This window comes from Ruegeria sp. YTSC192, assembly GCF_059609705.1.
On record NZ_JBXWMG010000004.1, the window covers coordinates 1 to 25,266 of the forward strand.

Consider the following 25,266-nt stretch of genomic DNA (forward strand, 5'->3'; position numbering starts at 1 on the left):
ACCGGCGGAGATGACACCGGCGATACCGGCGGAGATGACACCGGCGATACCGGCGGAGATGACACCGGCGATACCGGCGGAGATGACACCGGCGATACCGGTGGTGATGATACCGGCGATACCGGTGGTGATGACACCGGCGATACCGGTGGTGATGATACCGGCGATACCGGTGGTGATGATACCGGCGATACCGGTGGTGATAGCACCGACGATACCGGCGGAGATGACACCGGCGATACCGGTGGTGATGATACCGGCGATACCGGTGGTGGGTCTCTTGCAATTGGGCTGAACGGCATTGCCGACTATTCAACCCAACAGCCGTTTATGGACGTGTTCAAAACCGCCCGCGCTTGGGTCGGCCACGAACCTGACGCATGGGGCGCATTGAATTACTCGGACCTACAGGCTGCGGGCATTCTTGACGAAGATGGATGGCCCACGGAAATACCAGCGGGGCTTGAGAGTATCGGAACCGTTCTGCTTACCGAAATGCCATCTGAAGCAACATCTTTGGCCGGACGCTATCGTCTGAGCTATGATGGTGAAGGTGAGCTTTATATTGGTGGTGTGGAGAATATCCAATACGGTGATGGCGAGATCTGGTTTGACTATACCCCTGCAGATACAAATCTTGTTGGCTTGAACATCGTAGAGACTGGTTCGAACGGCAATCACATCCGTAATATTTCGATTGTTCATGAAGACAATATTCAGGCTTTCGATTCTGGAGAGATATTTAATCCTAACTGGATAACGTTGATCGAAGACATGAAAGCGCTACGCTTCATGGACTGGATGGCAACCAACCATTCAAAGCAATCTGAATGGGAAGATCGCCCAACACCAGAGACCTTTAGTTGGACAGACCCGACTGGTGGTGTGCCTGTAGAAGTAATGGTTGAGTTGGCCAACACTACGGGAACAGACCCTTGGTTTACCATTCCTCATCTAGCAACTGAGGAGTACATTGAAGAATTCGCAACGTATGTGCGCGATAACTTGGACCCCGAGCTAACTGCATATTTTGAGTATTCAAATGAAGTCTGGAATTGGCCTTTTGTCCAAGCGCAGTGGGCTGATGAACAGGGTAATGAGTTGTGGCCAGGTGAGGGAACTGCCTGGATTCAATACCAAGGCAAAAAAGTTGCTGAAATGGCGCAAATACTCGATCAAGTATATGCCGGTGAAGATGACGGGCGTCTTACAAAGGTAATCTCGACGCACACCGGTTGGAGGGGATTGGAAGACCCCCTTCTGGATGCTCCAAATTGGGTTTCTGATGATCCGGCAAACAACAACGCGCCATATACCTATGTGGATGCATATGCAGTTACCGGTTACTTCGGTGGCAGCTTTGGGCACGACGAAAAAGCGCCAATCATCAAAGAGTGGATCCAGACTTCCGCGTCACTTGCCCTGCAGCAGGCGAACCAATTGGGTCTGACTGGATCGGCAAGAACCGAGTATATCGAAAACCACAAGTTTGACTATGCGGTTGCTTTGGCGGTGCAAGAATTGCGTGACGGTTCAGTTACCGGAAATTCAAATGGGTCACTGAGCGCGTTGTTTGACACCTTCGAATATCACGCTCAAGTCGCTGAAGAGCGTGGGCTGCAGCTCGTCATGTATGAAGGTGGAACGCATATTGTTGGCATTGGCGATTGGGCCCAGGACGATGAACTCACCGAGTTCTTTAATTTCCTAAACTACACCGACGAAATGGGGTTGCTTTACGAAGAGCTTTTTCAAGGTTGGCAAGATGCGGGTGGCACACTCTTCAATGTATTCGTTGATGTGACTGCCGAAGGGAAATGGGGCAGTTGGGGCGCACTGCGGTACCTTGAAGACGACACCGCACGTTGGGATGCGATCGTTCGCTTCAATGAAGAAAACGATGCTTGGTGGGAAGATTCTGATACTGACGGCAGCGACAGTTCGGTGGGCGCGGAAGGACCATCTGAGGAGGTCGAAGAAGAGAGTTCACCTGTTGAAGATGAAGAGGGAACTGAAGGCACTGATAGCGGTGCGGATACTCCAGACCCAGCGGAAAGCGAGGAGAATCCAGACACAAGTGAAGAAGACACCGCGGATGACGGCTCGAATGAAGGGACGGTTGACAACCTGCCTGATGAAAATGACGACGACGGCAACGAAATATCTGGACAGACTGGGTACGCACTTGATGTCAAGCAAGTGCATAGCGGCCATAGCCTGACGGACATTTACACAAATACGTGGTGGAGCCTCGATGCGATGATTGACAGCATCGATCCAAATAGCGCGCAGGTAGAGCGGTCCACGATTCCCGGAAGCGATATGAAAGCTCGCCGGGAGGCCGAGATTGATTTTTACGGAGATCCTAACGCTTGGCAGGACATTGACGACTTTGAGCTCTTGGTGATTACCGATCGCAACGATCTCTATCCAGAAGCTCTATTCCCTGACGAAACTTGGTGGCAATCCGAATACCGGGAAGAACGTCGCGAAGAGTTTTCAAAGTGGGTTAACCATGCCTGGGAAAACGGGAATGGCGGTGACGGAGCTGCCACTATGCTTTATTCGGTATGGCCTGGTCTGGATATATCGGACCCGAGTTTCCGGGAACGATTGGACTACGACGGTGCCGAATGGGAAGCGATGGCAGAATACGCAAATGCCAACAGCCCTGATGGAGCTCCGCCAGTCTACATAATCCCTGGGCATCTGGCGATGGCTCGCCTCTATGATGACATCGAAGCTGGAATTGTACCGGGCGTAGACAATATCCAGGATTTCTTCGTAGACAATGTTCACACCAATTATCTTGGTGGCTACATGATTTCACTACTTCATCTGGCAACCATTCATCAGGTGGATTTGACGCAGGTACCGCAAAAGTTTTTTAGTGACCAACCGTGGGATCAGGCCCCTACTGCAGAACAAGCAGCATATCTGCAAGAAATGGTGCAAGATGTCGTTTCAAACTATGAATGGAGCGGAGTTTCTTCACAGATGAATGTCGATGATCAAGCTCTCTTTGAGGCGCTTGATACAGAGCCTGACCTGCGTGATGAGATTGAGGCTTTGAACGATATTGAGCGGACGGATCAAGACCAACCGGTTACAATTGATGTACTTATCAACGATACCTCTGCTTCAGGTTTGGAGTTGACCATTCAAGCGACTGGTCCTGCCGAACATGGAGAGGTTGAGGTAACTGAGGACGATTTGATAGTGTATGAACCTGATCAAGGCTTTCGTGGCACTGATAGTTTTCTGTATTGGGTAGAGGATGAGGCTGGAAATCTTGAACAGGCAACCGTCACTGTGACGGTCGGCGAGTGGGATCTGTAGCTGTCTACTAGAGTGTAATGGTTCAGATGTGACCTGACAGACGCCGCCAGAAAAACGGCCGGCTGTCAGATCACATCAAGACTATTTCGGCTCAGCAATACCCTTACGGCCGCACAATACTGCGGTGCTCTCCTCATCACGAAGACCCGCAAGGACGATCCTGATCTTCTCTTCGGCCGAGTAGTGTTTGCGCGTCTTGCGCTTGATGCCTCTGATCAGCCTGTCAGCGGCGTCCTTCGATGTTCCGGGTTCTTGTTCATCTTCGCTCCATAATAACTGTGATGAACCAGAAATCCTCCGTTGCTCAAACCCCTAAATCTATCCGGTAGGCGCTGACTTCAGACAAGCGCTGCGCCACCTGCGCAACCAACATCACCCGCGTCGTCGCCTGCGCGCAAATCTCACGCTTCTCATCGTCGGCCCAAATACGACGTCTGGCTTCCGGCTATTCACCGAGATCGCAGGATAGGTGTTTCCAGTATGTCGCTGACTTTGGCCGTTCCAAATATTTGCGACACATCCTACAAACCCTTCTCAGCTTCGCAAGCTGAGGTGTCCGTCAGATCAAGTTTGAAGATTTACACTTAAGGTCGCCAAGCGAACTCCCTGCCGATGGAAAAGAACCCAAGCGGGCTTGTTGCACGGCCAGATCCATCCTCGTCTCTAACCCGGTAGTTTACGCCAGCGTTAATAATCCAATCGTTCTCCAACTGATAGCTAAAGACTGCATTCAGATCAGTGCGTTCAACGCGTGGATCAACGATTGTATCATCCGCCAGAACCTGAGTTGCCCCAAGCCCCAAACGCGAAGATGGCCCGAGCCCCCAGACGTACCCGATGTCCAAAACATACTCGTCACGAAATACGTTATCATCTGTAATCACTACATTTCGATCAAAGAAAACAAGTACTTCGTTTTCTCCAAATCTCTGGTTATAGGCCACCGAACCAATTGGCTCTGTTTTTCCGCCGTCTGTATGGGCAAAACCAAGACTTGCAGAGAAGCTGCCGCGAAACACTTCCAAACTCCGTCCAACCCGAAATGAGTTGAGGCGCCCTGCCAACGCAAGTTCACTGGTGGCTTCTATGGTTGCCGCACCATTAGGCATATCGTATTCAAATTCAACGCCACCAATAAACCCCGATGCAAAGTCGTCGCCGTCAATTAGTTCTCTTTCTTCGATGTCGCTGTAACCTAACGCAATGTCAATTCGACTGCGCGCCGATAATTCATGCTCCAGACCTACAATAACCTGTTTGGTCTTTCTATCGGTTTGGTCAGCGTTATCTTCATCGTATTGCTCAGCACCAATATCGAAGGTCAGCGTTGTCGTTGGTGACAATAGAAAGCTAAGTCCAGCTTCGGCATTCAAAGTTTCACTATTGAAAAGATCCGGGTTCGTTTGATCCACATAGTCAATGTTTTGTGAATTTAGTCTGAAATAGTAGCCAACCAAATCCTGGCGACCAAAGTCCATTTCAAACAAGAAGTTGTATTCTCTTCGAGTCCCATCTCCTGTCAGGTCGTCGAAGTCTGAAGGCAAATCAATGACACCGTCATCATCAACAAAATCGCGTAACGACCGAAGAAACCCGATATCATAACTTGAGAAATCCGCACCCAATTCCAATCCCGCGTTGGCTCCTTCGCGGTCGTATCCAAAATCAATGATAGAATCGCCAAAATCTACCCCGCTTTCACTATCGGGTAGGTTCGTCCACCGTAGCGCCGTTACCGCATCTAGATTTATTCTTTGTATGGGCGTTTCGCTTGATAGTCCAAAGGAAAAGATTGTAGAGGCTACAGTTCCATGGCCCTCCTCAGGAACATCAAGCCCTAGGTTTCGCCCAGTTTCAATTCGTTCTGCAATTCCAAGGTTTAACTGAAAACCACCAGGATCCAATTCGACACTCTGAGCTTGAGCGAAATCAATTGGAGCTGTCGCAAAATATGCAGTGAGCAAAAACCCTGCATTTAGAATGGTCTTCTTTTTCACTCTACAACCACTTTCGGGGTTACTCGAACAAACGCCGTTGGGGTACTACGATCACGTCCCCGTCGACCAGCGTTGTTGATCCCCCTGTTCCAGTCCCATCCAGCATCGCATCGTAGTTGAACTGATAAACCGTTTCCTTACCGGTACGATCTGTACGCCGCAGCATTATCCGTTTTGTAGCTGCAAATCTAGAAAATCCTCCCATTTCGCCAAAAAACTGCAAAAGCGTTGTTCCTTTTACAGCAGCGTGCCTTCCCGGTGTACCGGCTTCACCGATCACATAGACACTAATTGTAGGCTCGGGAAGCGGCTCTCGGGGGATATCAAGAGCTGCAAGTGAAACAAAGACGGTCGGCTTAGATGCAAAGTTTGGTTGAAGTTTCTGAGTAAGATCATTTGCAATTTGTTCAACACTTCGCCCACCTGCAACAACCGTTCCAGCAAGCGGGACATTTATTCGGCCATCCGGCCGTACAAGCACATCGCGGTTAAGGCTCGCATCTTCCAATACTTCGACGCGCAAAGTATCACCAGATCGTACACGATAGTCTTGTGCTATAGCAGTCTGAGAAAGAGTGCTCAGAACCATTGCTGCAAGCGTCGCGAAAATCAGTTTCATTTCGAGATTCTCTTCCTTTGTTATTCACGTAGTCATCTCTTTTAGTCTGTTACTTTCATTAGGATTTGACAATGCGTAACACGGATTGACTTTTAACTTGTGACCTGCCCCCGCGAAATCCCTCACCATGATGTAACGTCTGCCCGACCCTGAAGGAACAGACGAATGCAGAAGAGCCGTTTTACCGAGGCACAGATTATCGGGATGATCAAGGCAGGCATGCCAATGTCGGAGGTGTGCTGCAGGCACGGGCTCAGCCCGGTAACGTTCTACAAGCTGAAGTCCAAGTATGGCGGCATGGAGGTGTCGGAAGCCGCGAGGCTGAAGGCGATGGAGGACGAGAACGCCAAGCTGAAGCGGCTGCTGGCCGATACGATGCTGGACAATGTGGTTTTGAAGGACCTGCTGGGAAAGAACTGACGACGCTGACCAAGCGGCGAAAGGCAGCGCTCAGGGCGATGCGGGATCACGGCATCTCGCAGCGCCGAGCCTGCCGGCTTGTCGGTGTCGACCCAAAGACAGTCCGTCGCGAACGCCCGCCGGATTACAGCCGGTGGAAGCGTTGGAGCGAGAAAGGCATCTTCGCGCGGATGATGACCGGTCTCGCCGCCGAGCGCAGCGAAAAGAAGACGGTCATGATTGAAGCGACCTATCTAAAGGCACACCGCACCGTGACCAGTATGGCCGCGAAAAAGGGGGGCGTGGCCGCCTGATCGGCAGAACCAAGGGCGGCATGAATAGCAAATTGCACGCCATCTGTGACAGCAAAGGGCGGCCTTTGAACCTCTTTGTCACCGCTGGCCAGGTTAGTGACTACATCGGTGCTCGGGGTCTGCCCAGCAGCATTCCAAACGTGGACTGGCTACTCGGTGATCGTGGCTATGACGCCGATTGGTTCCGAGAGGCGTTGAAAGACAAAGGGATACGCGCCTGCATCCCCGGCCGAAAGCAACGCAATACGCCGGTAAAATACGACAAGCGCAGATACAAGCGGCGAGATCGCATCGAGATCATGTTTGGCCGGCTCAAGGATTGGAGGCGCGTGGCAACACGCTATAACCGTTGTCCCAAGGTCTTCCTATCAGCCATCGCACTCGCGGCTCTAGTCATTTACTGGTTATGAATCCTGACACTAGCTAACTGATTTACGGCGTTCTTGAAAACAGGCCTTGGCGCAGATGCAGCGAAAGTTCACTTTATCCAGCATCTTTTCCCTTTGTGCGTGGTGCAGCGAACTTCGTGCAATTCCAGATCAACCATTCGTGGTCGATGTGGCGAAGGTTAGCTTCAGCTCTGCATCTATTCTCATTGCAAAAGGAGTGTTCGGCTTGCGGCGCAATCTGATGTTGAGCGTTCACCCCGTCTTGGTCGCACTATGACGGTTGGGTCCGGTTCGTGTGACGTTCAACAAGGAAACTGTGGAACGTCGCTGATTCCTGACTCTCGATGCGGAATTTCCTTAATCTTATCAGCACCGCCGTCATGCAATGCTGGCCCAAACGTCAAGCATTTCTGACCCAGAACGGAAGCAGCCGTTCGTTTATTGCGCGGCGGATTCAACAAGAGAGCCCATCCTGCACATTCGATTTTCTTGCTGCTTGCGCATGCAGCACAGATATTTCTGCCGAAGCGTAATTCACTACGCCGCAACCGGCGCAAAGCCGGTCATTGGTATAAATCGCAGCGAGGCGAATACGTTCAAGGTTGCTTCTGGAACTGAAGATTTCGTTTAGTGGTTTTGTTCCAATAGTTGCTTAAGCCTAAACCGCGATGCGTTGATTATTGGCATCAAAAGCAAAGGCATTGTTGCCATCAAAGTCGAGCTCGATTGCTTCGCCAACGGCGGTACTGTCCTGACCAAACAGGCGGACCGTCATCGCTTCTTGCTCAGCGGTTGATACAAGAAGATTTGTGTCACCGCCCAAGCGCTCAACATGTGTGACAATCCCTTTGATCCGCCCGCCCTTTTCCAATCGCAGATGTTCGGGACGGATGCCAAGTGTGCCGCCTTGAGGCAAATCAACTGGTGCTTTTTGCAGGAAATTCATTGCGGGCGAACCGAGGAAACCTGCAACGAACTTGTTCGCAGGATTGTTATACAGCTCCATGGGACTGCCGACCTGTTCTACGCGCCCGTCGCGCAGAACAACAATTTTGTCGGCCAGTGTCATCGCTTCGGTCTGGTCGTGGGTCACATAGATCATGGATGCACTGAGCGTGCGGTGAAGCTCAGCGATTTCAATGCGTGTGTTCATACGCAATGCGGCATCGAGGTTCGACAGAGGCTCGTCAAACAGGAACAGCTTGGGTTCGCGCACAATCGCGCGCCCAATCGCAACTCGTTGGCGTTGGCCACCCGACAAATCAGAAGGCCTGCGATCAACGTAGGCGTCTAGATCAAGCATCTGAACAGCCTTGTTCACACGCTCATCAATCACTGATTTTGGCTGTTTTTCCTGCTTGAGCCCAAGGGCCATGTTGTCGCGCACGCTGAGGTGCGGATACAGTGCGTAGGACTGAAACACCATGGCGATGCCGCGTTTTGCGGGCGGCGTGTTGTTGACGACCTCACCTCCGATGTTCACCGTGCCGCTGGTGGCATGCTCAAGTCCGGCAATGACACGCAAAAGGGTTGATTTACCACAGCCCGAGGGGCCGACAAAGACAACGAACTCACCGTCTTCAACCGTTAGGTTGATGTCTTTCAGGACCTCTACGTTTCCGAATGATTTGCACACGTTTGTCAGGGACAAGGCAGTCATTGGGTTTCTCCTAGGTTTACGGGGTGGCCGGACCGGATACTTTCATCGGCGGCCAAACATATTGCGAGAGATAGGACTGCGTCATTCATGTGGCGCGTCAAATCAGTGTTGGATTGGATTGCATCCATCATGAATGCGGCCTCGGCGTCACAAAGCTGTTGGTGGCCGGGCTCGCCGGTCATTTCGATCAGCTCGTCACCAGAGGGGCGATGAACGAGAATACCGCCGACCTTTGTGTGACCGTCAACATCATCAGATGCACCCTTGTTGCCATCAGTGATGGAAACGGCACCATTGGGTGACACAACGTCTTTCACAAAGAACGCCGTTTCGGACATCATTGGCCCCCAGCCGGCTTCATACCAGCCGACTGAGCCATCCGCGAACCAGACTTGAAGCTGGCCGTAGTTGTACATGTCCGATGCGATCTCATCAGACAATCGAAGACCCATGCCACTCACGCACACGGGCCTGGCATCCGTGATCTGGCACATGACATCGACATAATGCACGCCGCAATCCACGATTGGGCTGGTGGTCTCCATTAGCGCCTTGTGCGTCGCCCAGGTATCGCCGTCCGATTGCTGATTGAGGTTCATGCGAAACACATATGGGCCGCCGAGACCGCGTGCCTCTGCGATGAGACGTTGCCAGCTTGGGTGGTGGCGCAGGATGTACCCAATGACGAGCTTGCGGCCAAGGCGCGTTGCGACATCCACCACGCGGCGCGCGTCATCAACAGTTGTGGCCAGAGGCTTTTCGACAAAGACATCCGCCCCTGCTTCCATGGCAGCAATCGCAAAGTCGGCGTGACTGTCTGAATACGTCGCGATGCAGACCAGATCGGGTTTGCATGCCAGGCCCTCGGCGAAGGTGCTTTGCCGAGGGTATCCTTGCAACTCGTCCGGTAGATCCACCTCAGAGCGGTTTACCAGCCCGACGATCTCAGCCTCGGGATGCGCATGGTACGCCAGCGCATGGCTGCGTCCCATTTTTCCCAGGCCTGCGATGACAACCCTCATTTGACCGCACCGGAAGTGATTCCGCGAATAAGCTGACGCGAAAAGATAACATAAAGTGCCATGACCGGAAGGATCGCGAGGGACAGTGCAGAAAGAACTGCATTCCAGTCGGTGACAAATTGACCGATGAAGACCTGGCTCCCCAGCGTGAGCGTTTTTACTTCTTCTGCGGGCGCAAGGATCAGCGGGAACCACAAGTCGTTCCAGATTGGGATCATGTTGAACACCGCAACGGTAGCCATGGCTGGACGCACCAGCGGCAAAACCAGGCGGAAGAATATGCGGTATTCTGACAACCCGTCGATACGGCCGGCGTTCTTAAGGTCATCGCTAACCTGACGCATGAATTCGGACAGGATGAAGACAGCGAGTGGCAAACCTTGCGCGGTATAGACAAGGATAAGCGCCCACAACGTGTTAACCAGCCCCGTTTGCACCATCATTTCCAGAATTGCGACAGTGCCGATCCGAATGGGGATCATGATGCCAAGCGCCAAGTACAACCCCATCAGTGTGTTGCCCTTGAAGCGGTACTCGGCAAGCGCGAAGGCCGCCATTGCGCCAAAGAGAAGGATGAAGAACAGGGAGCCTACAGTGACGATCATCGAGTTCTGGAAGTAGAGAAAAAAGTCACCTTGCTTGAGAACCGTCTCGTAGCCGATCATCGAAAAGCTCTCTGAATTCGGCAGCGCAAGCGGTTCGCGAAAGATGGAGCGGCGGTCCTTGAAGCTGTTGATCACGATCACAAAGACCGGGAACAAGGCAATGAGGACATAGAGGATCAAGACACCGTGTGCGGCGAAAGTGTTCAGACGGTTTTGGCGTGCGACGTTCATTTCTATCCCCTCAGAACTGGTAGCGGCGCATGCGTGACTGGATACCGAATAGGTACAGACACACACCGACAAGGATGATTGCGAACATGGCCGATGCGATGGTCGAGCCCATGTGCGGGTCACCCAGTTGCAATTGGAAGCCAAAGAACGTGCGGTACATGAACGTCCCCAGGATATCGGTTGAGAAATCTGGCCCAGCCAGCGCGCCCTGTGCAGCGTAGATCAGGTCAAAGGCGTTAAAGTTCGCCACGAATGTCAGGATCGAGATGATGCCAATGGACGGCAGGATAAGTGGGAGTTTGATTTTCCAGAACGCAGAGAGCCCTGTGATGCCTTCTACCTCTGCCGCTTCGAGAATTTCATCGGGGATCGACAAGAGTGCGGCATAGATCAGCATCATCGGGATACCGACAAACTGCCAGACTGATATCAAAGACAGGGTGGTTAGCGCGTATTCCTCTTTGCCAAGCCATGGCGCGTAGAGCGATTTAAGTCCAACAGCATCGAGCATACCCGGCGCAATCCCCCAAATCGGCGACAGGATCAGCTTCCAAGCGAAACCGACGATTACAAAAGATAAGATCGTGGGGACAAAAATCGCCGAGCGGTAGAACGCAGCGAAACGTAGCCTAGGATGGCTCAGGATTGCAGCAAGCGCAATCCCGATTGGGTTTTGCACCAGCATGTGGATAATGAAGAACCAGAAGTTGTTGCCCAAGGCATTCCAGAATTGCGTGCTCCAGATCGCGTCTCCAAACAGTGTCCGAAAGTTCTGTAGGCCAACAAAAACACGTGTTTGATCAACTTCTGTGAAGAGTGAGAGCCGCAGTGTATTAAAGAGCGGAAAAATCATAACAGCTGTGTAGACCAAAACGGCCGGAGCCAGGAACACAACGATATGCCAACGGAAACGTGGTTTTTCTGGCATTTTCTTGGTCCTTCGAGTTGATACAACCTATTGGGAAAGCGTCAGGAAAACGCCTTGCAGATAGTTTGTGAATTGGGGAATTGGCCCTGCGCAGTGATTGTACCGCGCAGGACCAGGGAGGTTTCTTAGTTCTGTTGTGGTTCGTACCAGCTTGCGAGACCCGCCTGCAGACGCGCTCCGGCATCTTCGGGGCTTTCCTCACCTTTGATTACGGCGACGGACGCGTTCCATGTGTCGTTTTCAAGGTTTGGCGTGCCGCGTGACAGGATCTGGTATGTCGACCGGATCGAGCTTTCGCACTCACCGCGCCAAGAGATGAACTCTTGCGCGAGCGGATCTTCAAGCGCGACCGGTGCGTCCGACAACGGGAAGAAACCCGGCAGCGCGTTGGCAAAGATCGTCGCAAATTCGGATGAGCCCACCCAGTTCAGGAAAATCGCAGCTTCTTCGGCGTTTTCTGTCGCCGCGTTCATGCCGATGCCGATGTCCGTGTGATCAGAGATGTAGCATGTGTCACCTGCGTTCTGCACAGGCGGGTAGAATGCGCCCATCTCGAAATCAACCAGGTTGTTGAAACCGGAGATTTCCCAGGACCCTGTCGGGTAGATTGCCGCGCGGCCAAGCGTGAAGATGTTCTGGCTGTCGGGATAGGTCTGAGCTTCGAACCCGTCCCCAAGGTATTCCCCCCAACGCGCCAGCTGGCGATACGGTGCAACCCATTCTTCATCCGTCAGTGACTGCTCACCGGCGAGCAGAGCCAGTCGGCCTTCTTCGCCTTTCCAATAGTTTGGACCGATGTTGTTGTAACCCATGGTCGCGGCTTCCCACTGATCATTTGTGCCCATCGCCATCGGGATATAGCTGCCGTCTTCCTTGATAGTTTCGAGCGCTGCAAAGAACTCTGCTTCTGTTGTTGGCACTTCAATGCCCAACTCGGCAAAAGCGTCCTTGTTATAGATGAACCCATGGATCACGGACGCCATGGGTACGCAGAACTGAACGGATGCGTCATCCGTACTCCAGCCGGATTTGGCGACGGGCGAGAAATTTGCCATGCCGTCAAGATCGCTGATGTCCGAAAGATGCCCGGCCTCAAACAACGCCAATGACGCGTCAAACGGGCGGCAAGTGATGATGTCGCCAGCAGAACCTGCGTCCAGTTTGGAGTTGAGAACCGCATTGTACTCAGCAGGCGCAGACGGCGTAAAGTTCAGCTTTATACCTGGGTGTGCGGCCTCAAATGCGGGAATGATCTCGTTTTGCCAGATGGCGAGATCATCATTGCGCCAGCTTTCGATGGTCAGCGTGACATCCTGCGCAGCGGCAGACCCCGCGAGAATGGAGGTGGCCATCATGGCTCCGACAATAGTGGATTTCTTCATAGTCTTCTCCCTAGTTTGACGAATTCGTCTGGTTTGATTTTAGTGATGACAGACAAGGGCCAAGGTGCCCCTTATTCCGTTCCAGAAGAGTCATGGCCTCTTCAGGCGATAACCCAGATGCGACAAGGATCGCGGGTTTGACCGACCCTTTTGTTTGTGTGACTGCAGCCCGCGCAGCGTCGTCAGAAACACAGGCGATACGCGACACCATTCCAACCGCGCGTTGCGCCAGCTTCGCATTGTCGGCGACTACGTTGACCATCTCGCCCTGAAAAACATGGCCCAGCTCAACACCCATCAAGGTCGACATCAGATTCAAGGCCGCTTTTTGTGCGGTCCCGGCACCAAGTCGGGTTGATCCAGCGACTACCTCTGGCGGCGTTGCGATGCAGATTGGCTGATCCGCGAGTTCCAATATCGGTGTATCGGGATTGTTGGCGATACCGATGACGATTGCACCCTTAGCCTTTGCCGCCCGTGCAATAGCAAGCGCAAAAGGTGTGGTGCCGCTGGCGGTCAGGACAATCACGATATCGTTCTTGGAGATGGTCTCGGCCATTGTCTCGACGGCACTTTCATCGTCCTCAGTGTCGCCTGGCATGTGGCCGTCAGTTGGCACGCCACCCGCCATGTGAATCAGAATCTTGCTGGTCGGAATGCCGAATGTTCCTCGCAATTCGCTGGCATCAGCAAGCGCCATAAGGCCGGAACTTCCTGCGGCTGCATAGTGAAGGCTGTTTTCAGACCTGATTGCTGTCGCCATTTTGCGGGCGCCGTTTGAAATTGCTGTGGAAGCCGCCCTGACCGCGTCGATTGCGGCTGACTGCCCATCGAGCATGAACGCCGCCGCCTCAAGCGGTGAGCGCACATCAATATATGGTCCACATTGTGTGGCTTCAGTTGTTGGCAAAGACATTCGAATCCCCCTGTTCGCCTGATGATACCTTTTAAATACCTTTTGTCTACAACTTTTCGAGTTCCGGTAATATATTTAAGATTCTTACGTCCGTCACGCACTTTCAGGGCCAGAAAGGTCTGGATTTCCTCACAAAGGTATCTTAAAGGTACTGCATGACTGATTCACTTCACACCCTGATCATTGGCATTGATGGCGGCGGCACCGGTTGCCGCGTGGCCATTGGAACTTTGGCCGACGGAGTGATTGCCAAGGCAGAGGGCGGACGCGCGAATGTTGCCTCAGACCCAACGCTTGCGATTAGAAATATCATCGAGACGGTCGAAGCCGCCGCAGCGCATGGTGCCATTGGCGTAGACCGCCTCCGGACGGCGACCGTGCACCTTGGTTTGGCCGGCGTTATGACCGCGCAAGATGCTCAAATGGTCGCTAACGCCGTTCCCTACCAAAACGTAACTGTCACCGATGATCGTCCGACCGCGCTTATGGGCGCATTTGGCGGGCGGGATGGTTTCTTGCTATCGGTTGGAACCGGCACGATTGCAGTCGGGCGCAAAGGCGGCGCTTACAGAAGCGTCGGCGGTTGGGGCTTTCATGTCGGAGACCAGGCATCAGGGGCCTGGCTGGGCAAAAAATGTCTCTGCCAAGTGTTGTTATGCCATGATGGCATCGCCCGGCACAGTGATCTGACCCGCGCCCTTTTCTCTAGGTTTGACGATGATCCAAGCGAAGTTGTCGCGTTTAGTATGTCGGCAAAGCCAGGTGACTATGGCGCGTTTGCTCCACAGGTCGTCGAGTGGGCGCAGGCCGGTGATCCCATCGGCAAGAAGATCATCATGAAAGGCGCGGCCCATTTGTTGCGGTGCTTAAAGGCTTTGCAATTCAGCGCAGGGGATCAGCTGTGTCTAACGGGCGGAGTCGGGCCACACTATGCTAGCTATTTGCCGGATGATGTCACCGCAGGGCTGACCCAGCGCCAAGGAAGTGCTCTTGATGGCTCCTTTTCGCTTGCCCAAGCAAGGGTTGTAAAAAACCGAGAGAGCGTAGCATGAACATCGCAAACTTCTTGTCCCCAGGTAGTTGGCTCAAGTCAGATGGCGGCCCTCGCTACATGCAATTGCGCAAGCGACTGACCGATGGTGTTGAGCAGGGCGTACTTAAGGCGGGCAGTCCGTTGCCGCCAGAACGAGAAATTGCGTCAATCACAGAAACCTCGCGTGTCACCGTTCGCAAAGCTTTCAAGGCTCTCGCAGAGGACGGGATCATTGTCCAAAAACAGGGGTATGGGTCTTTCATTGCCTCCAATACGCCGCAGCTTGAACAATCCCTGTCGCGACTGACCTCGTTCAGTGAAGACATGTCACGTCGGGGCATGACCTCAACAAGTGTCTGGCTTGAGCGGGGTATATTTATGCCATCACCGGATGAGGTGTTGGCACTTGCACTTACGCCAGATGCGTCTGTCTCTCGGATCGCAAGGCTGCGAACCGCTGATGACAAACCTATGGCGATTGAGCGTGCTTCGCTTTCGACTGACACTCTTCCAAATCCTTTGGAAGTGGAAACCTCGCTTTATGAAGTATTAGAACGGTCCGGGATGCGTCCGCACCGCGCGCTTCAAAAGATTTCGGCCATCAACCTTGAAGAGGATGACGCCAACCTTCTGGATGTACCAGTGGGGGCGGCAGGACTGCGGATTGAGCGCGTCTCCTATCTGCGAGATGGCCGTGTCGTCGAATTCACCCAATCGATATATCGCGGAGACGCCTACAACTTCGTAGCTGAGCTTCGCCTTGCCAAAGAGTAGGCTCAAGTCATGACAACCGCCCAAACCCGAATGCGCACAGAAGTGCTCGAGATTCCGGTCGCCGCTGAACGCCTGCTCGTAAACGGTAGCAGTGCGGTTCGCCGCGCCGCTGATGCCGTCCGCGCACGCGATCCGCAGTTTATGGTCAGCGTTGCACGCGGCTCATCAGATCACGTGACGACCTACCTCAAGTATGCCTCGGAACTCCTGCTGGGCACGCCGCTTGCGTCAATCGGGCCTTCAATTGCCTCGATCTATGGTCGAAAACTGAACCTTGGCGGAAGCGTTTGCCTCTCTGTGTCGCAATCGGGCAAGAGCCCCGATATTGTTGAAATGGCGCGCATGGCGCGTGCCGGCGGCGCATTATCAATTGCGATTACAAACCACACAGACGGCGCGCTGGCGCAGGTGGCTGACCATACGTTAAATTTGCATGCCGGGCCCGAAATTAGCGTGGCTGCGACCAAGACATTCGTCAATTCAGCCATTGCTGGCATTTGGCTTCTCGCTGAATGTGCAGACGATGATGATCTGCGCCGCGCGATCTACGACTTGCCTTCCAAACTGGAGGAGGCCGTGAAACTGGACTGGCCAGAAGTTCGTTCGGCCTTGGGGGGGCGCAACTCTATCTTCTGCCTTGGGCGTGGACCGGCTTATGCCATCTCGAATGAAGCCGCCTTGAAATTCAAGGAAACCTGCCAGATCCACGCGGAATCCTATTCTTCGGCCGAAGTGCTGCACGGTCCCGTTTCGATCGTCGATGGCGGCTTCCCGGTCATTGGTCTTGCCGCAAAGGACGAAGCTGAAGCTGCCCTGGCCAGTGTTGCAGAAGAGATCGCAGCGAAAGGTGCGACCGTGTTTGCGACAAGCAATAAACTCGACAAAGTGACCGAGCTGGATACCGTTCGAACGGGTCATGCACTGACCGATCCAATCAGCCTCATTGCCAGTTTCTATTCCATGGTAGAGCGGGTCGCGGAATCGCGTGGGATTAACCCGGACGCGCCACGCCACCTGAAAAAAGTGACTGAAACCGTATGAGCACTATTGCAAAAGCTTATGTCGGAGCGCGAATCCACGATGGGACCGACCTGTATGATGTCCATGCCTTCGTGATTCATACCAATGGATCGCGTCGTATTGTCCCTCGCAAGAGTTTGCCCGCAGATTGCCCAACGCATGAGCTATTTGGTGGCGTCATCGCGCCAGGCTTTGTTGATATTCAGATCAACGGCGGTGGCGGGGTTATGTTCAATGACAACCAGTCTGTCGAGGCCCTGCGCAACATCGCTGCAGCCCATGCATCTATCGGCACCGCTGCGGTCCTCCCAACCCTGATCACCGACACACCCGAGCGAACGAAAGCGGCCGTGGCTGCGGTGGAGCAAGCGATTGCCGACCGCGTTGAGGGTGTCGTCGGCATCCATCTTGAGGGCCCGCACTTATCTGTTGCTCGAAAGGGCGCACATGATCCGGGCTTGATCCGCCCAATGAATGACAACGATCTCGCGACCGTGTTGCGCGCCGCCGAACGGCTACCGAACGTCATGGTGACCGTCGCGCCCGAAAACACGACCAACACACAAATCCGCACAATGTCAGATGCAGGTGTCATTGTCTCACTTGGTCACACGGACGCCGACTTTGACACCTGTATGGCGGCGTTCGATGCTGGCGCGCGCTGCGTCACGCATTTGTTCAACGCGATGAGCCAACTGGGCAATCGCGAACCCGGTCTCGTTGGCGCGACACTTGCCCGAGAGGACATTTATGCCGGTCTCATTGCGGATGGCATACACGTTCACCCAGCAACGATCCGCGTCGCATTAGCCGCCGCGCAGAACAACGAACGGATCATGCTCGTAACTGATGCAATGGCGACCGCCGGATCGCAAATTGACGGGTTTGTTCTGAACGGCCGGCAGGTGCTCCGCAAAGATCAGCGGCTGACCTTGAATGACGGCACTTTGGCTGGGGCCGATCTGGAAATGGCGCAAGCCTTGTCAACCATGGTAGATGCTGTAGGTGACAGCCCGATTGACGCCATCCGCCGCGCTACTGGGACACCATATTCTCTTCTTCGCGGCTTCGGCGCACCTCGCCCGCTTCTTGAAACGAAACTTTTCGCAAACTACCTGAGCAATGATTTTACGTCGATCAAACCACTACCGACTTCACCCATTGAATGGGTCGCATAGAAAGCCCGATCGCATCCCTCACTTGGCAAGAACAACGCGTCCTTGGATTTCCGGTCTAGTGAAGTTGGTAGCAGCACTGAAATAACCTCGCTGCGAATGCGAAAACCCTTCAGGCGTGGCATGATCGTTGGGATGTTCACTAGCGCGACATAGCTGAGTCACTCAACCTGAACAATTTGGCGATACCTCCGCAAGGACCAACTCACGCCCGGACTCTGTCCGTTTCGTCAATTCGCTGCGTTGGCAATCTGAACCCAATAAGATCGCAAAATCATTTGACCGACCCAAACCTTTGCAACGGAACCAATGTGACAACATCAAAATCACACACTGCCTAGGGAATGGTCGACTAAGGAGCAAAAGCCATGCGAAACGTAACGCTCTTTATTCATACATTTTGCGCAGCTCCGTGAATTCGCTTCTCTGCCAGCCTTCTGCATTGAACGATATCTAACCGCTGCCTACTCAAATTGTTCGCAAAGTTGGCTCACCAAAGTTTCCGCATCCGCCAATGTCAGTTCACGTCCCTTGACTTTTAACCGCAATTCGCCGGAAGCGACCTCTGCCCAAACTTCTCCGCCGCCTCTCAATGACCTCTTTGACAAACGCAGAACTTCTGTTGGGCGGCCACCTCGGCTCTTGACCTGAGACGCATCCGTCGAGTCAGTCATCGCTTTTTCAAGAATACCCCATTCGGCTTTTGCATCCAGCGGGCCTACCCCTGCCAAAGCGTCGCGAAGTACCGCCTGCGCCCCGCTTCGAATGGCCGATGCCAGCTTTAGACCCGCCTTCTCTGACAAGGCAACAGGGTGCTGCAGAAGATCGCCAAGGCTTTCATGGACCATTGCAAAGCTGCGGACCTTTGATCGCTTTGCCTTTGACGCGGCCGCGAACAGGACATCAACAGCTGCCTCGGTTGTCGGAAAAACCCCCTGCCCTGCTGCTAGTACTGCGATGCGCCCTCTCTCGTAGGGGGTGAGATTGGCGCGCAGCTCGTTCTCTTCGACCATGGAGACATAGGCCCCCTGCCCCGTCCCCGCGTCGCGAACAAAGGCTGGGATTTCGGCAAATCGCGGGTCTGTGCCCGCCAGCCGTCGGAACGCTTCAAGCCGTCGAAACCCGGAAATCAGACCAAAGCCATCACCTTCAAGCGTGACTTCGATCGGTGTCCTCAGTCCATTGACGCGAAGGGATTCCAAAAGCTCTGCCATGGCTTCTTCATCTTCGACCATACGGTCACGTCGGATGAAATCGGCATCGATCTGGTCCAGTGGCAGCATCTGGACCACCAACCCAGCCTCTTGCGCATCCCGCCACCGTGCAGCATCGCCCTGGTCCTGCGCCAGCGCAACACGGTCTGTGACAGCGGCCATCCCTCCAAGCGACGCGGCCTCGGCCGCAACTTGTGCGATGGGCGGCGGAGCGGATTTGGTCTCAAACGGGCTAACCGATGGTTTCGCCGCGAAACCGGCCTCTAGTTGTTCAAGCGCCTCTGTATCTGGTGCAATCAGTCTTCTGCGTTTAGCCATCTGCCTGCCCTCCCATCTGTGCATCGCGCCACCAGCATCCGATCAGAACCTCTTTGAATTCGGCATAGGTTCTGTCGAAGGTTTCACGTCCGCGCACATATGTCTCGCGATTGAAATCGCGATAGTCCGCTTCGTAGATGCCATTCACCTGCTCACCCGCCTGCCCGACCAGCGCCGTGTAATCCTGTCTGTAGGCATTCATGAAATCCCCGAAATACGCCTGAATGACATTCGCCATATCAGTCTGCTGACTTGCATCGAACCGCGTGATGATCGCCCGCACTACATCCCATTCAAACTTTAATTCCGGTAAACCCGCCGCGCGTTGCGCAGCGTTTTCGCCATCTTCGATGCTCGCGAATGTTGTGTAGAGCATATCGAAGAACCGACCCGTTGAATCAAACTCCAGGAAAGAAGCCCCCAACGGCACCAATAAAATGTCCGCCGCTGCCAATGCGTTGATCGTTAGGTACCCAAGAGCAGGAGGCGTATCGAGGAAGACAACGTCATAGTCATTCAACACCCCTTCATCCTGCAGAAAGTTCGTCAAACCATCCCACAAGGGCCAGCTTCTCAGGCCCATTCGCCAGACCGGGATCTGGAATTCGGCCCAGTACAGGTTCAGCTGCGCCCCGATCAGGTCGATATTGGGCCAGTGCGTTTTTTGGATCACGTCCTGAGGTGTGGTTTTCAAAGCCTCCTGCAAGGTTTCATCCAGAGGGATTTCGGGCTGCGCCGCGGCCGAGCGCACCCTATTTTCCTCTTGCACCGCGCGCGCATAGTCTTTCGCAACAAGAGGGAACACGGTTCGCCACTCATCAGCAACCTGCCCCCCGAGGATTGATGTCATCGAACCTTGGCTATCCAGATCGATAACCAACACCTTGTACCCATCCAGGGCTGCAGACATTGCCAGATGCGCGGCAGTGGACGTTTTGCCAACACCACCCTTAAAGTTGGCCACAGCAACAACCTTGGCTGGCAGGCCCTCGGGCCGGTAGGGGAGGTATTCCTTGGTGCTTACACCTTCAGCGGCAAAGTGTTTGCGCAGGGTCAATACATCCTCAAGAGAAAACCATTTGGACCCGGCCTCACCTTCGCCCTGTGGCAAATCAGGGTTTGCTTTTAGAACACGACGCAGATGAGCAGGAGCAACCGGAATCAGATATTTTGTGATTTCCCAAATTGAAAAGCGGCGCAGACGTTTTTCGCCATCCGGCGCGTACCCTCTGAGGGCAAGATCCTCACGTCCTTTTGCGCAGAACGCTGCGGCTTTTGCGAATCGAGCTGTGCCGATAGGATCGGGCAACTTCTTTGCTGCAACCTCTGGGTCGAGGTTCAGATATGGGGGCAGGGGAGGTTGGTTTGTTTTGCTCACTGTCGATGCCTCAGAAAATGTTCGCCTTTGCGACGTATATTGGCGAATGTAGCGAACATTACTTGAGATGGCTATCCTTTATGGGCGTTTTTTCCACAACTGATTGAGGCGAGCGGTGGTTTCGTCGCGAAACTATGAAAAAAGCCAAAATATCCGCACAAAAAACGTTTTATTGTTTTAGAGATTTTAGAATCTTTAGTCGCTAAGAAATCTTTAAAAACAAAATGTTAAACACTTTACGGTGCCCGTCCACGGTTTGACAGGAACCACTTTACAGGATGAAGAGTATCGGTATGCAGGATCAAAGGTTCCAGTAATCAGGAAGTAAGGTACTGATTCACGGGATACGGAAAATCCTTGAAAAAGAGACGCTATTTCGCCCCTCTTTTCGTTTGAGAACCAGGTCTCGACTCATGATCAAAGGCGGATTGACTCGATTTCTGTGGATAACTAAGGGACGTGATTCTTAAGGTACCTGAATACGGGACTGCCTCCGTCCCGTGTATGGGTACCCAAAAACTATTGAAGCAAGGGTACCTTTTGTGTCAGGATTTTGCAAAATGAGCAGCCGGGCAGAATCATGCCGGATACACAATTGAACATGGATCAGCTTTCGGGCGCTTTGCGCCGAGAGACCGTTAAGAAGAATGTCGCAGCGATTCATATCAGCGGCAAACTCTCTCTGCTGCAGAGAAAGCTTTCGAATGTTCTGTTGATGAATGCGTATGACGCACTGACGACCGCGCAGTCCCATACAATTGATGCGCGCACGCTTGCTATGATGGTCGGGTATAACTCAAACGACTTCGACACTCTGCGCGCCAGCCTGCGTGCATTGGCAGAAACAGTCGCGGAATGGGACATGCTGGATGAGCAGGGCCGCCAGGAATGGGGCGTGTCTTCACTGTTGAGTTTTGCCAAGCTCAAGGCGGGCGTGTGTGAGTATTCATATTCACCTGCACTGGCGCAGAAATTGTACGACCCCAAGATCTACGCGCTGATCAATGTGCAGATACAGCGAAACTTCAGTTCGGGGCACGGGCTTGCTTTGTATGAAAACTGTTACCGATTTGTGCGGACGGGTTCGACAGGTTGGTGGCCTCTGGACGTATTTCGCAAGCTGATGGGCGTTGATGGCAGCGACTACTACGCCAGTTTCAAACATCTCAACGCGAAGATCATCAAACCAGCGGTTACGGAGGTGAACAAAAGCTCGGATATCCTGATTGAACCTGAGTTTCAAAAGAAAGGTCGAACCGTCACCGACATTCGTTTTCTGATCAAGGGTAATCCGCAAAAAGCCATGTTCGAGATCGACGATAGTGACGGGGTCCGCAATCTCTGTGTGTACAAAACCCTGAGGCAACAGGGCGTGTCGGATCGTTTGGCGCGGCAATGGATATCGGAGCACGGCGAAGACTATGTTCAGAAAAAGCTCGACTACGTCAAAGGGCAGGGGGGCATAAAGTCGACCGTAGGATATTTGTCAGCTGCCTTGCGGGATGACTATGAGGATCCGAAGTCAATTCCAACACCAGATCCCACTCCCGAAGCGGTCGAAGCCGCGCGTAAACGTGTCGCTGAAAAGGCATCAGAAGAAAAGGCATATGCCGCCCGAACAGCCGAGCGACAGGCGAGGGCGCGAAAGCTTGCCATTGTGGAGGACTTGGTTTCGCGGCGAAACCCTACACAGAGAGATGCGGATAAGCGTTTGTTCATGGCTGGATTGGACAATGAACTCGACCGAGAGCATTTTAGGTCTCATGGCTGGCGCTCAGGCTTGAATGCCAGCGCTATATTCGAATTTTGGGAAGATCTAGAGCCAGAGGCTTTCGCCGTTTGATTTTTGGTATCCACGCATTGGAGGAAACTCTCCGACTTTCAGTCGGACTAGCTTCAGTGCGAAGAATACGAACATGCAATATGACACCGGTAAGAACTGCGTTCTCTATCACCATTATCACATCGCCTGGTCGGCGAAGTATCTCTACAAAGTGCTGACCGGTGCGTTGCGGTTTCGGGTGTGTGACATCTGCCGTTACGTCTGTCGCGAGAATGAGGTCGGCATCTTGCGCGCCTTTGAAGGAAATCATGAACTGACTTTCGATTGATTGTAGCGAAAGTCTTCATCCGGAGCATCTGACCTCGTCAACAGCCAAAACTCTGCAATAGATCCGGCTATATTGGGGATTTGAGAGTGCTGTAAAAGTAATGAGTATAAATGCCTGATTTTGCGCATAACGCAGGCAGGGGGTTGCGATGTCGTAAAACTACATAGGTTCCGTTGCAAAGTTTGCGGTTGTCCGGAAACCCGTCTTTGGGCCGATGGTTAGGCCGCCAGTCGACTTTTGGGTGGCTGCTGAGCAACGCCCTCGCGCCGATGTAGTCGCTGACCCGACCGGCGGTGACGAACAGATCGAGCGACGATCCCAACTCACCACATTGTCTCGCGTTCGCCTATATAGACGTCTAGAACCGATACGTCGCACCTAGCACTGGGCCCGACTGATCGAATGTGAAATCGTTGCCGTCGATCTCATGATCGAATGAGATATAGCGGTAACCACCCCGGATCAGCCATCTGTCGTTAATTGCATAGTCGGCTGTTAGCAGAACCTGCCAGGTTTCGCTGCCGCTGCGGAAGCCGCCGTAGTCGACAAACCCAGAGCCTGACCATTTGTCCGAGAACTGAACGCGTGCTCTGGCACCGATGACAGGGTCGGTCCAGCTATTGTCCACCGTTGTCGTGCGTCCCGGTGCCGTGCCGGGTTCAAGAGTGAACGTCGTATCGGTGCTGAACCACCGGAACCCTCCCATGACGTCCACAGCGACAGTTGGCGCCTCATACACACGGTAGCCCAGGTATCCACTTATGTATTGCGTGGTAAACGATGTCTCCAGGCCCGAAGTTGCAGGGCCGGGGGTGCTGTTGCTGAATGAAAGATCTGTGTAGTTGTAGTCCGCAAGAAACAGCCAACGCCCATTGGTGGCTGAGAACGCGCCCATGAAGGCCAGATCGAGGTTTTCCAGAGCGTCGGAAAAGCTGAGCGTGCCGTCTACGGTACCCGCTGGTGTGCTCAGTGAAGTTTCCGTTTCAGGCATGAACAGGTAGATTGTGGCCTCGTAAGACCAATCAGATTGTTGTGCCGCAGCCGAAGTGGCCAAAGATGCAAAAAGACCTGCAGCCCATGCGCAGTTTTTACCCCAAAAAGACGAAGTCATTCTGTCCCTCCCGTCAAATGTACAGATTTGAAAAATGATCATTGGCTGGTTCATGATTTCCCGTGCTCTTCATTCCGCAGCTCCTTCGACTGCCATCGAACTGATGCCGACACGATTTATATCTGTGTTCGGAAAGAACTCGGACCAGACGTGCCAGAACACACCGGCACGCAGGGTTTCGACGCGCGTCAGTTGACCCAGATCGGACTGACCCCAGAAGTCGCACTGGGCTACAGGTTGACCAAAATCGTTGTACCAGACGCCCAGGCTTTCATACTTCGGATCCAGGCTGACCACGATATCCCGCCCTCCGACGTTGGTATTCACGATCCAATCGTTCTCAACGATGAAATCATCGGTCCAGCACGCCGCATCTGTACCAATGGTTATTCCCCAAACGTAGGTTTTGTTGGGTAACCGGTGGTCTGAGCGATCCATGTTGTCCATCACAGGCGCGTCTTCTTGATGTTGGCGCCCGATACCCCAACCAAAGGTGATCTCGGTCATCATGTCCAGCAGACGCAACAGGGGGTTCGGGGATGGTTTGTTCAGAAACACCTCGCCCTCGGGATAGGCCTTCTGAAACCCGCGGAACGTCATTCGAAAGGTGGGCCAGGGCTGCATTTGCGCTTCGGGCCTGATCGGGCAGGCAGGACCATCAGGGTTCGGGTCACGGTCAGCCTCGCGGAACCCATAGATGTGCTGGATCGGCTCGCCCGTGTCGTTGTCGCGCAGGATCAGGTTGTTCCCGTGCTGGGCCAGGACTTCGAGGTTCAGCCGCCGCCCTTCTATTCGCGGAGAGTATCCCTGACCCAGATTTGCCATCGCACAATAAGTCATGACCACGTCTTCGCCGCCCAAGCCATCTACATCCCCGGCCAGATGAGGGCGCATGATCTGCGCATCTGGGTGCGCGCGGGCATGACCGTTGTGTTCAATGACGATGACCGGCGCGGTTGGTCCGACATACTTCCGGGCTTCCTCGATCGGGAAATACTGCGCGTCATTGAGCTGGTTCCGCAGACCCAAATGCACCCAAACATAGGGAAACCCGTAAAGGAAAAGGGTAAGCACAGCCGAGACGAGCCAAAGCCAGAACGGACCGCCGCCCAAAAGGAAATGCGCAAGGGTTGCCAAAGCAAACCCGCCCAGGCCGATGCCAATCAGGCGATATTCATGGCGGATAAAGCGCACCATATTCTGGCGCTTAACCTTCAGCAGCATTTGTGAGACGTCGCCCAGATCGCGGAAATAAACAAACCCGATGCCGAGCGAAACGATCAATCCCAGTGCGAAAACTACATTGCCAACCATATTGTGATCCTCAAGTA

19 protein-coding genes and 3 pseudogenes are annotated in these 25,266 nt (G+C 53.5%); 9 read left to right on the top strand and 13 right to left on the bottom strand.

The features are described 5' to 3' along the window. Positions 1-3,339, top strand: a 3,339-nt coding sequence (locus AC2FD8_RS07165) for an Ig-like domain-containing protein (protein ID WP_496855368.1), incomplete at its 5' end; no start/stop codon positions are given. A gap of 584 nt (positions 3,340-3,923) precedes the next feature. Here AC2FD8_RS07165 and AC2FD8_RS07170 read toward each other — a convergent pair. Next, the gene (locus AC2FD8_RS07170; RefSeq protein ID WP_496855366.1) at positions 3,924-5,336 is read right to left on the bottom strand and encodes a hypothetical protein; all 1,413 of its coding nucleotides are present in this window, start codon (positions 5,334-5,336) and stop codon (positions 3,924-3,926) included. Positions 5,337-5,355: 19 nt separating this feature from the next. Beyond that, a complete protein-coding gene (locus AC2FD8_RS07175) occupies positions 5,356-5,955 on the bottom strand; it encodes a polysaccharide biosynthesis/export family protein (RefSeq protein WP_496855364.1) in 600 nt (199 codons plus the stop codon). Positions 5,956-6,120: 165 nt separating this feature from the next. Between AC2FD8_RS07175 and AC2FD8_RS07180 the strand changes: the two are divergent. Together AC2FD8_RS07180 and AC2FD8_RS07185 are read left to right on the top strand one after the other, a co-directional pair. Continuing rightward, positions 6,121-6,500: pseudogene (locus AC2FD8_RS07180) on the top strand (transposase); the annotation flags it as partial. Beyond that, positions 6,501-7,078: pseudogene (locus AC2FD8_RS07185) on the top strand (IS5 family transposase); the annotation flags it as partial. A 637-nt stretch (positions 7,079-7,715) separates the two neighbouring features. Here the strand turns inward: AC2FD8_RS07185 and AC2FD8_RS07190 are convergent. From AC2FD8_RS07190 to AC2FD8_RS07215, 6 genes are all read right to left on the bottom strand, one after another. After that, positions 7,716-8,717 (bottom strand): ABC transporter ATP-binding protein, encoded by a 1,002-nt coding sequence (locus AC2FD8_RS07190; RefSeq protein WP_496855362.1) that lies wholly within the window; start codon positions 8,715-8,717, stop codon positions 7,716-7,718. Beyond that, entirely contained in the window at positions 8,714-9,739 is a 1,026-nt protein-coding gene (locus AC2FD8_RS07195; protein WP_496855361.1) for a Gfo/Idh/MocA family protein, read from the bottom strand. Before AC2FD8_RS07195 ends, AC2FD8_RS07190 begins: the two co-directional genes overlap by 4 nt. Then, positions 9,736-10,575, bottom strand: coding sequence for a carbohydrate ABC transporter permease (locus AC2FD8_RS07200; RefSeq protein WP_496855359.1), 840 nt, complete (start codon positions 10,573-10,575; stop codon positions 9,736-9,738). Before AC2FD8_RS07200 ends, AC2FD8_RS07195 begins: the two co-directional genes overlap by 4 nt. A gap of 10 nt (positions 10,576-10,585) precedes the next feature. After that, entirely contained in the window at positions 10,586-11,503 is a 918-nt protein-coding gene (locus AC2FD8_RS07205) for a carbohydrate ABC transporter permease (RefSeq protein ID WP_496855358.1), read from the bottom strand. 125 nt (positions 11,504-11,628) lie between these two features. After that, complete coding sequence (locus AC2FD8_RS07210) at positions 11,629-12,885, bottom strand: ABC transporter substrate-binding protein (RefSeq protein WP_496855356.1); 1,257 nt, start codon at positions 12,883-12,885, stop codon at positions 11,629-11,631. 10 nt (positions 12,886-12,895) lie between these two features. Continuing rightward, complete coding sequence (locus AC2FD8_RS07215; RefSeq protein WP_496855354.1) at positions 12,896-13,801, bottom strand: N-acetylmuramic acid 6-phosphate etherase; 906 nt, start codon at positions 13,799-13,801, stop codon at positions 12,896-12,898. A gap of 155 nt (positions 13,802-13,956) precedes the next feature. Between AC2FD8_RS07215 and AC2FD8_RS07220 the strand changes: the two genes are divergently transcribed. From AC2FD8_RS07220 to nagA, 4 genes are read left to right on the top strand one after another with little or no spacing between them, the layout of a single operon-like run. Then, complete coding sequence (locus AC2FD8_RS07220) at positions 13,957-14,853, top strand: glucosamine kinase nucleotide-binding domain-containing protein (protein WP_496855352.1); 897 nt, start codon at positions 13,957-13,959, stop codon at positions 14,851-14,853. Further along, complete coding sequence (locus AC2FD8_RS07225; protein ID WP_496855350.1) at positions 14,850-15,608, top strand: GntR family transcriptional regulator; 759 nt, start codon at positions 14,850-14,852, stop codon at positions 15,606-15,608. The genes AC2FD8_RS07220 and AC2FD8_RS07225 overlap by 4 nt, the downstream gene beginning before the upstream one ends. Before the next feature lie 9 nt (positions 15,609-15,617). Further along, the gene (locus AC2FD8_RS07230; protein ID WP_496855348.1) at positions 15,618-16,649 is read left to right on the top strand and encodes an SIS domain-containing protein; all 1,032 of its coding nucleotides are present in this window, start codon (positions 15,618-15,620) and stop codon (positions 16,647-16,649) included. Further along, positions 16,646-17,806, top strand: a complete 1,161-nt coding sequence (gene nagA / locus AC2FD8_RS07235) for an N-acetylglucosamine-6-phosphate deacetylase (protein WP_496855346.1) — start codon at positions 16,646-16,648, stop codon at positions 17,804-17,806. Before AC2FD8_RS07230 ends, nagA begins: the two co-directional genes overlap by 4 nt. A gap of 461 nt (positions 17,807-18,267) precedes the next feature. Here nagA and AC2FD8_RS07240 read toward each other — a convergent pair whose 3' ends face one another. After that, positions 18,268-19,335, bottom strand: coding sequence for a ParB/RepB/Spo0J family partition protein (locus AC2FD8_RS07240; RefSeq protein ID WP_496855344.1), 1,068 nt, complete (start codon positions 19,333-19,335; stop codon positions 18,268-18,270). Beyond that, positions 19,328-20,713: an AAA family ATPase gene (locus AC2FD8_RS07245; RefSeq protein WP_496855342.1), complete on the bottom strand. Its 1,386-nt coding sequence runs from the start codon at positions 20,711-20,713 to the stop codon at positions 19,328-19,330. Before AC2FD8_RS07245 ends, AC2FD8_RS07240 begins: the two co-directional genes overlap by 8 nt. 580 nt (positions 20,714-21,293) lie before the next feature. Here AC2FD8_RS07245 and AC2FD8_RS07250 point away from each other — a divergent pair. Beyond that, positions 21,294-22,556: a replication initiation protein gene (locus tag AC2FD8_RS07250; protein WP_496855340.1), complete on the top strand. Its 1,263-nt coding sequence runs from the start codon at positions 21,294-21,296 to the stop codon at positions 22,554-22,556. A 73-nt stretch (positions 22,557-22,629) separates the two neighbouring features. Beyond that, positions 22,630-22,824 carry a transposase gene (locus AC2FD8_RS07255; protein ID WP_496855338.1) on the top strand — a complete coding sequence of 65 codons (195 nt, stop codon included), beginning with the start codon at positions 22,630-22,632 and terminating at the stop codon, positions 22,822-22,824. Between the two features lie 202 nt (positions 22,825-23,026). On the opposite strand, the pseudogene AC2FD8_RS07260 reads toward AC2FD8_RS07255, so the two are convergent. The 3 genes and pseudogenes from AC2FD8_RS07260 to AC2FD8_RS07270 form a co-directional block, all read right to left on the bottom strand. Further along, positions 23,027-23,155, bottom strand: a pseudogene (locus AC2FD8_RS07260) (IS5/IS1182 family transposase); the annotation flags it as partial. A gap of 27 nt (positions 23,156-23,182) precedes the next feature. Further along, positions 23,183-23,935 (bottom strand): outer membrane protein, encoded by a 753-nt coding sequence (locus AC2FD8_RS07265; RefSeq protein WP_496855336.1) that lies wholly within the window; start codon positions 23,933-23,935, stop codon positions 23,183-23,185. 69 nt (positions 23,936-24,004) lie between these two features. Further along, complete coding sequence (locus tag AC2FD8_RS07270) at positions 24,005-25,249, bottom strand: DUF3179 domain-containing (seleno)protein (RefSeq protein ID WP_496855334.1); 1,245 nt, start codon at positions 25,247-25,249, stop codon at positions 24,005-24,007. Positions 25,250-25,266 lie beyond the last annotated feature (17 nt).